The sequence below is a fragment of the Altererythrobacter lutimaris genome, assembly GCF_013371495.1.
GTDB lineage: Bacteria > Pseudomonadota > Alphaproteobacteria > Sphingomonadales > Sphingomonadaceae > Erythrobacter > Erythrobacter lutimaris_A.
The window spans coordinates 1651878-1666587 of record NZ_JABWTA010000001.1 but is presented as its reverse complement, the minus strand read 5'-3'; the positions used below and the strand labels follow the sequence as shown (position 1 = coordinate 1666587).

Here is a 14710-nt window from a genome sequence, read left to right as displayed (position 1 = left end):
CTCGACCGCTGAGCGCAACCACGCCCCCTTTCACCGTGTCCTCATGTATCTCACCTAATCAATTGCTTGACTGTGAGACAGCTTGAAGATTTTTGTCCAAAAAAGGGCAAAATCAAGATATGACCGGGTCATGAGCGACACTGAAGAAGCTTTGGCAGAAGAGCTTGCGCTGGAAAGCGTGGGGCAAAAGCTGCGTCGCAAGCGCGAGGAAATGGGGCTGAGCGTTGCTCAAGTCGCATCTGAAACGCGCATTCCAGAACATCATTTGCAGACGATTGAAAGTGGTGACTTCTCAGCTCTACCGGCGAAAACTTACGCGGTTGGCTTCACGCGTACCTATGCGCGCTTGCTAGGTATGGATGAACTGACCACGGCTGATGAAGTCCGTGCAGAGCTCGCTGCAGCAGAAGATGCAAGGCAGGCGCGCCAGAATGCGTTCGAACCAGGCGATCCTGGCAAGCTTCCTTCGGCCGGTCTTGCTTGGGCAGGAGGGGCTGCGGCACTGATCCTCGCAATTGGTGCGTTCAGCTTTTACTCAACATTCTATGGCGCTGGCACTGGACCGGCACCGCTCCAACCAGATACGGAAACCCAAGTCTTGGTGGCAGCGAACGATACGTCAGGCTCGCCAAGTGATTCTGCTGCAGGCATTGATGCAGCGCCGGTCGAGCAAGCTGCGCTAACTGATGACGGGCAGGTCATCTTCACAGCTCTCGAAGATGGCATGTGGGTGCGGTTCTACGATGATACATTCGCAGCGGGCGGGGACCCTTTGTTTGAAGGTCAAATGGCTAATGGTGACACGTTCTCGATACCAAGCACTGCAGTTGAGCCGCGCATCAACACCGGTCGACCCGATGCGTTCGCGATCACAATCAATGGCCGCGAAGTGCCGAAGCTGGCTGACGAGCCTGTGACCATGGGTGATACGCCTGTTTCAGCTGAGGCACTGCTCGCCCGGGTAGAAACCGCAGCGCTTGATGTCGCCGGACCGGTCCCGACGCCAGAACCGCAGACCAACTAGTCTTACCCACTGCTAAGGCAGCCCCAATGCTCGACTTGCCGCATGCCATCCGGCAGATTCGGCTCACGTTCAGCCTATAGGCGTAACAATCAGTTTTTTGTTCATCCGCCCATGTGGCGGTCAGGAATTGCCGGAACCCCTGCCGAAGGAGCCCGATAGATCATGCCACTCCCCATTATCCGCCCGCTGATGGCTTTGAGCGCCGCAGCAATTGTTGTGACAACGCCAATCCCGGCAATCGCGCAGGACGATATGTCTGAGGCGCGCATTCGCAAGATGGAAGCGGAAATCCGCGCCCTGCAACGTCGTGTTTTTCCGGGTGGCGATGGTCGCTTCTTTGAGCCTGAAATCTCAACAGTCGATCCGTCGCGTCCAACCGTAACCACGCCGTCGACCACTGCTGTAACGGACATCCTCGTACGGCTTGATGCGATGGAAGCACAGTTGCAACAGCTCACGGGCCAGACTGAAGAGAATGCGAATCTCCTTGTGCAAATGGAGACACGGCTTGCTGCGCTTGAAGCAGGTGGGACGACCGACACGCCTTCACAAATGGGACCGGATCCTTTCCCGGAAATGGTCCCGCAAAGTGAAGAGCCAACCGCTGCAGACAACAATCTCGACGCCATGACTGGGGGCGCATCGCGTGTTGTCCGAATTGAAACTCCGCCGGAGGCAGCTCAGCCGTCAGGTCCATCGGATGACCGGCTTGCTGCGGTGCAGGAAATCACCAAGCCGCAAACCGGCGATGATGGCGACGATGAATATACCTATGGGTTCCGTCTTTGGGATGCAGGCTTCTACCCTGAAGCACAGCAGCAGCTGTCCAGCTTTGTAGAGCGCTTCCCGAGTCATTGGCGCACATCCTATGGCCGGAATCTGCTCGGCCGTGCCTATCTCGACGACGGCAAGGCGCGCGAAGCCGCGCCTTGGTTCCTGCGCAATTATCAGACCGACAAGCAAGGCATTCGCGCAGGCGACAGTCTGCTATTCCTCGCTGAGAGCATGATCGCATTGGAAGATACTAATCGCGCCTGCATTGCGCTCGCAGAATTTGGCGAGACATATCCGGCACTTGCGACCGGGAGGTTGATGCAGCAGTATGAAGCAAACCGTGCACGAGTGAACTGCAGCTAGGAAGGGACAGCAACATAGCAGTAACGCTCCATCCACATTTGCTGGCGCGTTTTCGCGCTGATGTGGCGTCAATCTGGCCCAAGGATGAGAAACTGGGCCTCGCTGTATCCGGCGGGCCGGACAGTCTTGCTTTGCTTGTGATGGCGCATGCGGCCAGGCCAGGCATGGTCGAAGCGGCAAGCGTCGACCATGGCTTGCGTCAAGAAAGTCAGGCTGAGTGTAAGGCGGTTCATACCCTTTGTGACGAGCTTGGAGTATCACACAAAATTCTCCGCGTGGATGTTCCAGCGGGCAATTTGCAGGATGGCGCAAGGGCCGCGCGATATGCGGCGCTGAAAGGTTGGATGAGTGAGCGTGGGCTTCGCTTGCTGGCAACTGCACATCATGCTGATGATCAGGCTGAGACTCTGCTGATGCGCTTAAACCGTGCGAGCGGGCTGGCTGGTCTTGCGGCCATTCGTCCAAGCCGAATGCTTGATGAGAATACCGACCCCAATGACGCGTCAGCCGCGCGTTTGATCCGACCTCTGCTCGGTTGGCGCAAGGCGGAGCTCGAGGCTGTGGTTTCCACTGCAGGCGTCGAACCTGCACGTGATCCATCGAACCGCGATCCGCAATTTGATCGCGTGCGAATGCGCGATGCCTTGGCTGAAGCTGAGTGGCTTGATCCTTTGTCGATCGCTTCGAGTGCGAAACATCTCAGCGAAGCGCTTGAAGGTCTCGAATGGGCCGCCGCGCGCGAATGGGACGAGCAGATTGAGACGCGAGATGAGGGCCTGCTCTATTCCCCAACAGCGCCGCGCGCGGTGCAATTACTGGTGCTAGAGCGGGCATTTCGCGAGCTTGGCGGATCGCCGCGCGGAGGCGCTATTGGCGCCCTTCGCGACAGGCTCGTCACAGGTGAAGGAGGAAACCTTGCTGGAGTGCTCGTAAGCATCGAAGGGGAAAGTTGGCGGCTGCGACGCGAACCCCCCAGGCAGACCTGACTTCTCAGCCGGTCGCGCTGATCGCGCCGCAGCCTAACCCAACGTTTGATAGCAGTTGCGCAAAGGTGAAGACTGGAGTGCCTTTGCTGCGGCCATCTGGATACCGGCGCCTTGGAGAGAGCCGATGTTTGGCTTGACGAGAACGAGATGCCTCGGATTCTTCATGCTGGCTACCGCGCAGGATCGCGTGTCCCTGAGCGAGACTCAGCCCCCTGCAACTCTTAACGGACTTGCCCGATGGCAATCTTATCCATGCGCGCCGAAGGCATTCGCGATCGCTGTCGAAAGCCGCAAGCAAAGGCCGTAAGCCCGCTCGATCGGATCGATGTAGTCTCGGCCTATCAAGGCATACCCTTCTTCTGACCCATCGGGATAATCGCTTGGTTGATCGACCGCAAAGTCGTCAATGCTAGGGAAATGTGTCGGATAGGCACGCCGCAATTGCGCCAGTGCATCATCCACACGCAGGCTGAAAACCATCTCCAGCACATCATCGCGGCTGATATCGTTCGCGCGGCTAAAGGCCGGGATCGACACAGCTTTCAGGAACATGTGCTGGAGCAAAGCCAGACGCAGAGCTTGTGCTGCACCGATTGCCCGACGGATTGTCTCGCGATCTTCCAAAGGGTTCTCGTCGGGGAGCAGGTCAAGCAGTCGATGCAGTTTCAGTGCATCAACCCGTAGCCGCGAAGCAAGTCGGCGATAGACCCCGGTACGATCATCCTTTGTCAGATACTCCGCCAGTGTCTCGCAGGCGCTGGTCAAGTGTCCTTCCGTGCCGCGATATGGTCGGCTCGCCCAATAGGCGGAGTTGAAAAGCTCTCCATAAGCAGCCACCGTCTTAATGCTGGCGAGCGCGTTGGAGGAACGCACCAGGCGGATCAGCTGCTTGCCGCGTTCCGATTCCTGGATCAGTTGCGCGATATCTTCGTAAGTGCCGTCCGCGGCGCTGCCGACACCGGAGATGACATTCACGGGGTATCCCAGCTGTTGCAGCACTGAATTGTGCGGGATTGCGCGGATCTGGCGCAGGCTCATATCACGGTCTGCTGACAGATCGCTTTGGCGGCGCGAAACCCGGCTACCCGTGGAATTCAACAAGCCAAGGCCAAAAGCTGTGACCGCTCGCGAGTAGGTCTTGCTTTCCAGATGGTGCCTCTGGTGACTGCGGATCGCGCGGTAGAAGTCCAGCGACAGGTCAGTCCGACGATAGAAGGGATCGGTCGGCGCGTCCGGATCGGTTTCAGCCGGGCGAACTTCAGCAATCCGCGTGAGCGTTGCGAGCGCTAGCTCCGGCGTTGAAAAGAACAAATAGCCATCACCGCCTTGAAAGCTCACCTCGGGCTCTAGGCGGACGCCTGCGCGCGCAAAGCGGCGCTTCGACCACGGGCTAAGCGGCCAGTTCAAGCGGTCTGCAAAACTGTCTGGATGCGCGCCGCGCCCCATGCTCTCGCCATGCGTGTTGAAGATCAGCGCTGCGACATCGGTCAGCCCGTTCTTCTCCATGGCTTGGCTCAGCCGGCCTTGCAGCCGCTCAATCGCAAGGCTTGCAGGCAGCTGGCCGACAAAGCGTCCTGCATCGGAGAAACCGGTCTGGATCGCGACACGACCACGCTTGCGCGCATATTCACGATAGATGTCTTCCTTGAGCAAGGCGTCCAAGAAGCGACCGCCATGTTCCAGCGCGCTTTCCGTTTCGAACAGCGGCGAAACATCGACGTGATCGTCGATACCGAACAGCTTGGCAAAATAGAGTGCGGCGAGGATAGTGGAGGGCTGCTCGCATTCAGCGATCAGCATGCGGATTGGCGCGTCCGAATCCACATGCGCAAGGATTTGCGCCATGGCGAGGAACTGCCGGATTGCTGTCGAGCTCTCGATAGCGAGCGCTGCAAAGTTGCTTCGTAGTGGTTTCACTTGCGCGAGAAGATCGCGCAGCACGACCATCGCGCCTTTGCTAGAGAGGTCCAGCGTGTTGCCTGGATCGATCTGTCGACGGATCGCATTGTGCAGCTGGCTGGAATTCACGCGGAAGTGTATCCAGCCCATGCCAAGGCCATCAGCGCGCATGGCGGACGCTAGCGTCTTTAGCTGAAAAGCGCGTGGCTTGTCGCAAGTCCTAGCTTCGGATTCCAGTGCCTCAATAATCGGCGCGAGACTAAGCAGCTTGTCCGGATCGTCTTGCGTCAGTCGATTGGCGGCCGAGGAAAGCGCGTCCGGCTCGCTGAGGTCCGCGCTGAAATCGGCGGCACGCGCAGCAGCGTATTCCGCAGCGGGGCGCAAGGTCGCTAGCAGAGCATGTTCGCCGTCGATTGCCTCCAGAGATACCGCATAGCGGTCCAATCGCTCGGCTTTTTCCGACAAGCGGAATCCGATGGAATGGAACCATTTGATGTCCGTGCGGCCATCCATGTCGTAGCCGACCCAGCTCGCAAACCGGAACGGCAGGGGAGAGAAATCGAACCACTTGTCCGGCCATGCCTCCGCCGCATGCTCCAGCAGACGTGCTACGATCGTGTCGCGGGCATCCTGAGCGTTCGCGATGGCGCGCATCGCGCGGCCATGTTCGAAATCGAGCGTGACTTGCGGGCGCTCTGCGCCTGTGACGCACACAGCATTGTCGATTTCGCCATCCTGGCTTGCCGCCCTTGCGACCGCTTCGGACTGATCGGGGGTAAGCAGAAATGTCGGATGCGCTGTAAAGACAGCGTGGAGCTGCGGGACTTCCCAGCTTGCGCGGAAGGCGTCGAAATCCTCGGACTTAAGCGTTGCGGCCAAAGCCTTCGCATTGCTCTCAGGCGCCACTGGAGAGACCAGGCGGCGCAGCCTTGTCGCGCGGCTCTTCAAGCTTTCGCATTCGAGCTCTGCAACGATCGCTTCGAGCCCATCGAGGTCAATCTCGCCCGCTTCGAGCTCGCGAGAGAGGTCCAGACCAAGCTGGAAGACAGGGTTGAAGAGCGGTGTCTCGCGCGTGCGCTGATGCAATTCGCGAAGACGGTCGATCAGGTCAGCGATATTCTTCATGAGCCGAGCGCCGCTGCTTCGCGAGCGGCTTCAATCACACTCGCACTATCGACGGGGCCGCGCGGTGCGACCCAGCTTCCTCCGACACACAGCACGGGATCAAAGGCAAGCCACTCGCTGGCATAGTTAAGGCCGATGCCACCAGTCGGACAAAACTGACATTGGCCAAAGGGTGCTGCGAGCGCTTTCAAGGCAGGAAGGCCTCCCGCTGCCATCGCAGGAAAGAACTTGAAGTGTGTGATGCCGAGATCGAGACCACGCATGATGTCACCGGCATTGGCGATACCGGGGAGGAAAGGCACATCGCGCTCGATTGCCGCTTTGGCCAAGGGTTCTGTGAGACCGGGCGACACAATGAATTCGGCGCCCGCACCGATCGCCGCATCCAGCTCTTCAGCATTTGTGACAGTCCCTGCACCAACGATCGCGCCGGGAACGTGCTTCATCGCCGCAATCGCGTCCAATGCTGCGGGCGTTCGCAATGTCACTTCCAGCACACTGAGCCCGCCAGCCACAAGTGCTTCGGCAAGCGGCACAGCATGCTCAACTTCGTCAACGACGATCACGGGAATGACAGGCGCGGTGCGCATGAGGTTTTCGATAGGTTTCAACTGAGGTGCTCCCTCGCAAAGGCGGCTGCCGCGCCATAAAGGCCGGGCTGTGGGTGAACTATGAGTTTGACCGGCATGCTTGCCATCAGGCTTGAGAAGCGCCCTTTGGCAGCAAAGCGTTCTGCAAAACCGGAATTGAGCAGCGTTTCGCGGATGCGGTAGCCGAGCCCGCCAGCTATCACGACGCCGCTGGCGCCTTGGATCAGCGCGATATCGCCGGCAACCGAACCAAGCGCCAAACAGAACCGGTCAACAGCGGCCGCTGCGAGACTATCTTCGCCGCTTGTGCCAGCAGTCCAGATCGCAACATCGTCTTGATCGACGACTGCGCGTCCCTCCATGGCAGCAAGTGTTTGATAGATATCGACGATAGCTGGACCTGAGACGACGCGCTCATCGGATACGCGGGTGTGGCGCTTTCTAAGCCGGGCAAGGATCGCGTCTTCGATACTATCCACCGGAGCAAAGTCTCCATGCCCGCCTTCCGTGGCCTGCACCCGGTATTGACCTAACCCATCGCGCCAGAAATGCGCGACACCTAGACCAGTGCCGGGTCCGAGAACGCTAATGGTCCCCCTCACTGGCAAGTCCTGGTCTGGCCCTGCAAGATGCAAAAATTGCTCAGCGGGTGCCCGCGCTGCCGCATGCGCAACAGCGGCGAAGTCATTGACGATTGTGTAGCGCGAGCATCCCAAGCGCTCTTCGATCAGAGGCGGGCGGATTATCCATGGATTGTTGGTAAAGTGGATCAGGTCGTGCCGAACAGGACCAGCGACCGCCATGGAAACCGCATCCGGCAGAGTGCCGCCTTGACGCTCGCGAAAGTCCTCCCATGCGGTCTGGAAACTCGCGTGATCTTCGGTGTGCAGCGTTTCAGGCTCGCTGAGAGTGATTTCTCCGTCTGAACCAACCGATGCGATGGCAAAGCGGGCGTGGGTCCCGCCGATATCTACTGCAACTAGCTCGGTGACTGTCATAGCATTTACAGACCTGCAGTCGTCAGCATGGCGGAACCGCCGCGCTCAGCGCCGTCTGCAAACTGGCGGAACATCGCGAAGATTTCGCGACCAACGCCGACATGCGGCGTCGGATCGGGTGCTGCTTCGCGCGCATCAAGATCCGCAGTTGTATTGAGCGCATCTGTTTCAGCGCACAGTTTCACGATGTCTCCATCTTGCAGCTTGGCAAGCGGACCGCCGCCAAACGCCTCGGGCGTCACATGGATCGCCGCAGGGACTTTGCCTGAAGCACCAGACATGCGGCCATCGGTGACAAGCGCGACGCGATAGCCGCGGTCCTGCAGCACGCCCAATGGCGGTGTGAGGCTGTGCAGCTCTGGCATACCGTTGGCGCGCGGCCCTTGGAAACGCACGACGACGACTACATCGCGGTCGAGTTCGCCCGCCTCGAAGGCTTTCTTCACATCGGCCTGATCCTCGAACACGCGGCAAGGCGCTTCGATTGTCCAGCGTTCCTTGGCAACTGCGGACGACTTAAAGCAGCCGCGGCCCAGATTGCCCGTGACGAGCTTCATGCCGCCATCGTTTTGAAATGGATCGCTTGCTGGGCGCAGCATAGTGTCATCGCCGGTCGGTCCGACATTGCGCCAGACTAGGCCGTCTTCGCCGACGCCGGGCTCTTTCGCATAGTCGCTGAAGCCGTTTTCGCTGACTGTCACAATATCGCCATGGCACAGCCCTGCGTCGAGCAATTCACCGATCACATATCCCATGCCGCCAGCGTCATGGAAGTGGTTCACATCGCCTGAGCCATTGGGATATACCCGCGCAAGGAGTGGCACGACGCTGGAAAGCTCTGACAGATCGTCCCAGTCAAACTGGATGCCTGCAGCACGCGCCATCGCCGGAATATGGATCGCGTGATTGGTCGAGCCGCCGGTCGCGAGCAATCCGATTGCCGCGTTGATGATCGCTTTCTCATCGACACATTTCGCAAGCGTCTTTTCGCGTGTCCCGGCGAGCTCAGCCAAGCGGTGAACAGCTTTCTGGTCGAGCATCTGGCGCAGTTTCGTGCCGGGCTGAATGAAAGCGGCGCCGGGTATATGCAGCCCCATCATCTCCATCATCATCTGGTTGGAGTTGGCGGTGCCATAGAAGGTGCAAGTGCCCGGCGAGTGATAGCTGCCCATTTCGCTAGCGAGCAGTTCTTGCCGTCCGACTTTGCCTTCAGCAAACAGCTGGCGGGTCTTCTGCTTTTCCTTGTTGCTAATGCCAGAAGGCATGGGGCCCGATGGCACAAAGATCGTCGGCAAATGACCAAACCGCAATGCGCCGATCAAAAGGCCTGGTACGATCTTGTCGCAAATGCCAAGGCAAGCGACCGCTTCATAAACCGCGTGGCTGAGTGAGACGCCGGTCGAGAGCGCGATGACATCGCGACTAAAAAGCGACAGCTCCATGCCGTCTTCGCCTTGCGTCACGCCATCGCACATGGCGGGAGTTCCGCCTGCAACCTGCGTCGTCGCACCCACTTCGCGGGCATAGATCTTCATCCGCTCTGGATAGCGACCATAGGGCTGATGCGCTGACAGCATGTCGTTATAGGCAGTGACGATCCCGATATTGGGTCCGCGTGCTTCCTTCAGCGCTGCCTGATCTTCTTCAGCTCCGGCATAGGCGTGCGCGAGCACAGAACAAGACATCGATCCGCGATCCGTCTTGCGATCAGCCTCCCGGTCCATCAGGTCGAGATAGGATTGGCGCGACGCACGCGATTCTTCGATCACCCGCTCCGTGACACGGCGAATGGTGGGATTGAGGTCACTCATCGTGCCAGCTCACTCCGTCTCTTTCAGTCAATGCAATTGAAGCGCTCGGGCCCCAAGTGCCAGCTGTGTAAGTCTTCGGTTTAACGCCCGCTTCTTCCCAAACCGCGCGTATCGCGTCGATCCACTGCCATTGCGCTTCGACTTCATCACGGCGGACAAACAGTGTTTGCTTGCCTTCAATAAGGTCAAGCAGCAGGCGTTCGTAAGCAATGCGCCGATGCTGGCCGACAAATGCATCCGGCATGGCAATATCGAGCGGCACTTGCCGCATGCGAATGCCTTCGCGGTCGAGGCCCGGCACTTTCGACATCAGTGACAGAGTGATGTTCTCTTCCGGCTGGATGCCGATCACAAGCCGGTTGGGTTGTAGCGTTGCGCCCATGTCCCCGAAGATCGAGTGGGGCACACAGCGGAACTGGACGACGATTTCAGTGACACGTTCCGGCAGTCGCTTGCCTGTCCGCAAGTAGAACGGGACGTTCTTCCAACGCCAATTGTCAACATGGGCTTTTATCGCAACGAACGTCTCTGTGTCAGAGTCATTGCCGAGCTCGTCATCATAGCCCGGCACTGCATCACCGCCGATGGCGCCTGCACGGTATTGACCGGTCACGGTTTCGCTGGCTTCAACCTGGCGCAATGCGCGGAGCACTTTGACTTTCTCGTCGCGCACAGCGGTTGAATCGAAGCTGCTCGGCGGTTCCATGGCAACAAGTGCAAGCAATTGCAGCATGTGGTTCTGCACCATGTCGCGCAGCGCGCCGCTATCGTCGTAATAGGCGACGCGCGATTCTAGCCCGACAGTCTCAGCAACCGTAATCTGGACATGGTCGATATGGGCTGCATTCCAGATCGGCTCGAACATGAGATTGGCAAAACGCAGCGCGAGGAGGTTCTGGACAGTTTCTTTGCCGAGATAGTGGTCGATCCTGAAAATACGGTCTTCCGGGAAGGCATCCGCGACTGCGTCATTGATTTCGCAGCTGCTGGCGAGGTCCGTGCCCAGTGGCTTTTCGAGACACATTCTGGTGGTTTCGCCAGCTAGGCCAGCATGTTTGAGACCCTTGATCGTAGGCCCGAATAGGCTCGGCGCGGTCGAAAGAAAGATCGCCAAACCTTTGTGATCTGCATGCACTCGGCCTGCGAGCGCTTCATACCCTTCAAGAGTTGTCGCATCGAGCGGTTGGTAATGCAGACGATTCAGAAAATCGGCCATCCTGCCGCGACGTTCAGCTGGTAAATGCTTTTCGAGAGCCTGCCGCGCGAAATCGCGGAATCCGCTGTCGTCAAGGTCCGAGCGTGCCGTACCGATAATACGCAAATCTTCGTTGAGAAGGCCATCTGCGTGCATCGCGCATAAGGAAGGCAGCAACATGCGCTGAGACAGATCGCCCGTTGCCCCAAACAAGAGGAGATGGTCAGCCGTAAAAGTCATATGGTGCGCGTCTCCCAAGCTCCCATGCGGGATACGTCTCCCGTTATGCTTGTAGGAGTATCAGGCCAAATAGCCGAGCGCTACACTTGCAACTCGTCTGCATAGCTATTCATCACTAGTGACACTGACCACGGAGCGCTCCAGCTGGCAGGGGCCAAAGGTTGTAAGAAAACTCACGTCACCGGCATCGCGGCCAACGCCGATGATGGCTGTGTCTGCCGGTGTGGACATGCGGGTCGGGTCAACCAAATGCCATGCGCACGCCCCTGACTTGGGATCCTGTAGTAGAACTTGCGCGACCGCATGGTAGTCTTGTGGTGAAACTTCAGGCGCAAAACAGGAGACATAGCGGGCTGGGATGCCACTCGCTCGGACCAGCGAAATGAGCACATGTGCGTAGTCGCGACAAACACCTTCTCGCTGAGCAAAGGTGTCAAGCGCGGTCGTCTCTGAATTGCTGACGCCAGGCGCATATGTGAGATTCTTCGCGACCCATTCTTCGATGGCCTTTATGCGCTGTCCGCCTGCTGTTCCTTTGAATTCGCTGTCTACGAATGGCTGAAACTTCTCAGCTGAGCAGTACCTTGTATTGAAGAAATAAGGCACGGCATAAGCGGGAATGCTCTGCGGTTCCGGGCTTGCCAGCGCCGCGATATCGGTGGGCACTCTACTAATCGTGATCTCCGCGCGATATTCGAAGTCAATCTTCCCATCGGCCTTTAGCCAGAGGCGTTCGCCGACCCCGTCTTGCGCTGCCACTCTGGAGAAGGAAGTGTTCGGGCTTATCGATGTTTGAGATCTGATGACGCGCTGAGCCGCGGTCTTGGCTGCTTCACATTGCAGCAACGCGTCGGTCGGCTGATCAAGGGTGACTGACAATTGCGCGTCGATAATGAGCTGCATGTGAGGCCTCAGGTCAGTGCATGCGGACTGACCTTTTGGGTTCAGACCCAGAGCTGGGACCACTTACGCAATTGTCGTTTGGGATCAAGCTTCCTTCGCAACAAAGCGGCGACGTCAGTTCAAACGAAAAACGGGGCCCCAAAGGACCCCGTCTTGGAAACTTAGTTTTCAGTCAATCGACTGGATTAGCCCAGGAGCCATCTCCAGAAGTTAAATGCCAGTACTTCAAGCATGACGACCTCCATCAGATTTTCGTCTGACGAAGGAATGCATTAACCATTCTTGTTTGTAAAGTTTAAACTATACTTTTTTGTCTCTTCTCGAGGAAATCCAACAGGTTAGGCAAAGTGATTGGGCGTGAAATTGCGTACCCCTGAACCTGTGTGCAGCCAATTTCCTCCAAAATGGTGAGATCTTCGGGGTTCTCGACCCCCTCTGCAGTCACTGTGATTCGCGCTTCTGAACCCATCTGCACAAGGCTGCTTGCGATGGCTCTGGCTTTCTCGTCAGTCTGGATATCCTTGATAAACAGGCGATCAATCTTGAGCTCATCGAACGGCAATTCATAGAAGGTCTGATAGTTCGCCATACCGACGCCGAAATCATCCATGGAGAGCTTCACACCGAGCTGTTTGAGCTGCTCAAGGACTCTCGCGGCTTTGGAGAAGTCGCGGATACGTGCTGTCTCCGTGACTTCCAGCACCAAATAACGGGCTGGAAAGCCGCTCGCTTTCAGGGTTTCTTCGACAGTCGAAACAATGGCCATGTCACTACACTGGATCGCTGATACGTTTACAGAGACGGTGATCATGTGACCGCGTGAATGCAGCAAGCGCCCGGCGGTGCAGGCGCTCTGCAAGACGTAACGGGTGAGCTGCTCGATGCGTCCGGCTTTCTCGGACTCCTGGACGAAGACCATTGGCGGAATCGGTCCGCGTTCATGGTCATCCCACCGCACCAATGCTTCCACGCCGGTTACGGACTCTGTGCCTAGGGCGTATTTGGGTTGGTAAAGACAATATACCTCACCATTGTTCATTGCCGCGTCGATCCGGCTTCTAAGCGAGATGTCCCACAGACCATCATCTGTGCTAGACTCGACCGCAAACCGCACTGGCTCATGCGCTTCGCTGGTCTCCTCAACAGCTGCCATGGCAGCCGGCAACGCACGCTCACCGTTCTGACCGGTTCGGGCAGTGCCGAAGGTAATGCCGACATCAATGGGCGTACCGCCAATATCAAGCGGTGTGCTGAACAAGGCGCGCAAGCCATTTAGGTGGTCTTCAAGCGAAGACGCATTGGTATCGGTGGAGTGCCATGCAAAATAGTGCGCGCCGGTGTAGACTTCGAGCTCCGGCTCTGTTGCCTTCAGGCGCTCAGCGATCTTGCGAACATATGTCGGTTGCAGACCAGCCGGGAGGAGCTTGAGAACACGCTCATAGCCGTGAACCTTGGCGACCACCGCATATCCGTCGCCAGGGTTCTGAGCGAGCTTGCTTTCAAGCGCACGCAAGGTGCCGAGGCCGGTTTCCTCATCCAGAAGCGAAGCGCGCCGCTGCCAATGGAAGCGCAAGCGGAACAAGAGGAATACGCCGAGCAGGAAGCCTGCATAAGCGATCTCAACACGAGTACCGCTGAAATAGCTGTAAATCAGAAGCCCCGGAACCGCGGTGGCGATGAACGTGTAGCCAAAGCGACGCGCCTTCTTGTGGACAATGGCACAGCACAGGATGAGCGAAAGGAGCACAGCCATCGTAAGCGGCAGCGCAGGGATGTGGTGGTCTCGGCCAGCAAGGTGGCTTTCGGCGGCATATATGGAAACGATGCCACGCGGGACGTCGCGAATACCGGGAATATGTGCTGTCGCGTCGGCGTTGGCCCGGCTTGGTCCGAGAACCACTTTGCGTCCCTTGAGCGATGCAAGCGTCGTTTCGTCTGCTGTCCCGTTAAGGAGATCTGTGAATTTAGCGGTCGTAATGTCACGGATGGGAATGGCATAATCCACCATTATCGGGTTTGCGACATCGGCCTCGCCCCTCAGCAAGGCACTTGCCAAAGTCTCGTATGCGTTGCCTTCGATCTGTTCTCCTCGCGGGATGAACCAGGTCAGTCTTAGAACGCCGCTATAGTCAGGGTCGATAAGCTCTGGCGCGCTTCCGCGGATCTCAGGAATCGTATGTGTGACTGTGCCTTCACCGTCTAAGGTTTGGACAGTTTCTGAGACGAATGCGATGCGACCTTCAAGGGCAGCGACTGCTTGTGCGAGCGCTTGGTCGCTCTCAACGTTGCCTGCTTCGTCGAAAACGAAGTCGACATAGACCTGCTCCACACCCGCTTCATCCAGGCGTCGCAAGACGTTAGCCAGTTCAACTCGGCGAACCGACGAATATGGATCGGACAAATCGCGATCGACGCCGACATAGGCGAATTGGCCAGACGGCTTTCCGTCAGCCAGGCGCGCCTGAACACCCCATACCGTCTGGTCGATAGGCTCAAAGAACGAGATTGCGAGGAAAGTGAATGCAAAAAGGCCCGCCCACAGCGCGTGCCGTAGACGATACCAAGGACCTGAACGTGTGCTGCGACCTACAAGATCTTCCCAGCGTTCGGCCTTCTCCGGGCGCTTTTTCGCACTCATCTCGTTCTGCCTATGTAGTAAATGCGTTTAGATAAAGTTTACCCTGGACCGAATGGGAGCATTAAACACGGCGGAATTCCGCGGGTTTGATGGTTAACGCGGGGCTCTGCAGGATGGTTAAATCCGAGTAAATCCAGCCCCGAAAACGGCGCAAGGCATCACCG

Annotated in this window: 10 protein-coding genes; 3 read left to right on the top strand and 7 right to left on the bottom strand. The window is 57.8% G+C overall.

Features of this window, described 5'->3' with window-relative positions; translation table 11 throughout:
• The first annotated feature begins 130 nt into the window (after positions 1-130).
• From HUO12_RS08055 to tilS, 3 genes are all read left to right on the top strand, one after another.
• Positions 131-1024 carry a helix-turn-helix domain-containing protein gene (locus HUO12_RS08055; protein WP_176273080.1) on the top strand — a complete coding sequence of 298 codons (894 nt, stop codon included), beginning with the start codon at positions 131-133 and terminating at the stop codon, positions 1022-1024.
• A gap of 162 nt (positions 1025-1186) precedes the next feature.
• Positions 1187-2161 carry a tol-pal system YbgF family protein gene (locus HUO12_RS08050; protein ID WP_232367343.1) on the top strand — a complete coding sequence of 325 codons (975 nt, stop codon included), beginning with the start codon at positions 1187-1189 and terminating at the stop codon, positions 2159-2161.
• Between the two features lie 62 nt (positions 2162-2223).
• Positions 2224-3147, top strand: coding sequence for a tRNA lysidine(34) synthetase TilS (gene tilS / locus HUO12_RS08045; RefSeq protein WP_176273079.1), 924 nt, complete (start codon positions 2224-2226; stop codon positions 3145-3147).
• 246 nt (positions 3148-3393) lie between these two features.
• On the opposite strand, the gene HUO12_RS08040 is transcribed toward tilS, so the two are convergent.
• From HUO12_RS08040 to HUO12_RS08010, 7 genes are all read right to left on the bottom strand, one after another.
• On the bottom strand, positions 3394-6171 hold the full coding sequence (locus tag HUO12_RS08040) for a phosphoenolpyruvate carboxylase (RefSeq protein WP_176273078.1): 2778 nt from the start codon (positions 6169-6171) through the stop codon (positions 3394-3396).
• The gene (eda, locus tag HUO12_RS08035) at positions 6168-6782 is read right to left on the bottom strand and encodes a bifunctional 4-hydroxy-2-oxoglutarate aldolase/2-dehydro-3-deoxy-phosphogluconate aldolase (RefSeq protein ID WP_269748038.1); all 615 of its coding nucleotides are present in this window, start codon (positions 6780-6782) and stop codon (positions 6168-6170) included. The genes HUO12_RS08040 and eda overlap by 4 nt, the downstream gene beginning before the upstream one ends.
• On the bottom strand, positions 6779-7759 hold the full coding sequence (locus HUO12_RS08030; RefSeq protein WP_176273077.1) for a glucokinase: 981 nt from the start codon (positions 7757-7759) through the stop codon (positions 6779-6781). The genes eda and HUO12_RS08030 overlap by 4 nt, the downstream gene beginning before the upstream one ends.
• Before the next feature lie 5 nt (positions 7760-7764).
• Positions 7765-9570 carry a phosphogluconate dehydratase gene (gene edd, locus HUO12_RS08025; RefSeq protein WP_176273076.1) on the bottom strand — a complete coding sequence of 602 codons (1806 nt, stop codon included), beginning with the start codon at positions 9568-9570 and terminating at the stop codon, positions 7765-7767.
• Complete coding sequence (gene zwf / locus HUO12_RS08020) at positions 9563-11005, bottom strand: glucose-6-phosphate dehydrogenase (protein ID WP_176273075.1); 1443 nt, start codon at positions 11003-11005, stop codon at positions 9563-9565. Before zwf ends, edd begins: the two co-directional genes overlap by 8 nt.
• A gap of 105 nt (positions 11006-11110) precedes the next feature.
• The gene (locus tag HUO12_RS08015) at positions 11111-11908 is read right to left on the bottom strand and encodes a transglutaminase-like domain-containing protein (RefSeq protein ID WP_176273074.1); all 798 of its coding nucleotides are present in this window, start codon (positions 11906-11908) and stop codon (positions 11111-11113) included.
• 295 nt (positions 11909-12203) lie between these two features.
• Positions 12204-14546, bottom strand: a complete 2343-nt coding sequence (locus HUO12_RS08010) for an EAL domain-containing protein (RefSeq protein ID WP_176273073.1) — start codon at positions 14544-14546, stop codon at positions 12204-12206.
• Between the last annotated feature and the right edge of the window lie 164 nt (positions 14547-14710).

What these genes read in the sequence shown, in the direction of transcription:
- HUO12_RS08055 (WP_176273080.1), top strand. Translation starts at nt 131, where the DNA reads ATGAGCGACACTGAAGAAGCTTTGGCAGAAGAGCTTGCGCTGGAAAGC.
- HUO12_RS08050 (WP_232367343.1), top strand. Translation starts at nt 1,187, where the DNA reads ATGCCACTCCCCATTATCCGCCCGCTGATGGCTTTGAGCGCCGCAGCA.
- HUO12_RS08040 (WP_176273078.1), bottom strand. Translation starts at nt 6,171, where the DNA reads ATGAAGAATATCGCTGACCTGATCGACCGTCTTCGCGAATTGCATCAG.
- HUO12_RS08030 (WP_176273077.1), bottom strand. Translation starts at nt 7,759, where the DNA reads ATGACAGTCACCGAGCTAGTTGCAGTAGATATCGGCGGGACCCACGCC.
- edd (WP_176273076.1), bottom strand. Translation starts at nt 9,570, where the DNA reads ATGAGTGACCTCAATCCCACCATTCGCCGTGTCACGGAGCGGGTGATC.
- zwf (WP_176273075.1), bottom strand. Translation starts at nt 11,005, where the DNA reads ATGACTTTTACGGCTGACCATCTCCTCTTGTTTGGGGCAACGGGCGAT.
- HUO12_RS08015 (WP_176273074.1), bottom strand. Translation starts at nt 11,908, where the DNA reads ATGCAGCTCATTATCGACGCGCAATTGTCAGTCACCCTTGATCAGCCG.
- HUO12_RS08010 (WP_176273073.1), bottom strand. Translation starts at nt 14,546, where the DNA reads ATGAGTGCGAAAAAGCGCCCGGAGAAGGCCGAACGCTGGGAAGATCTT.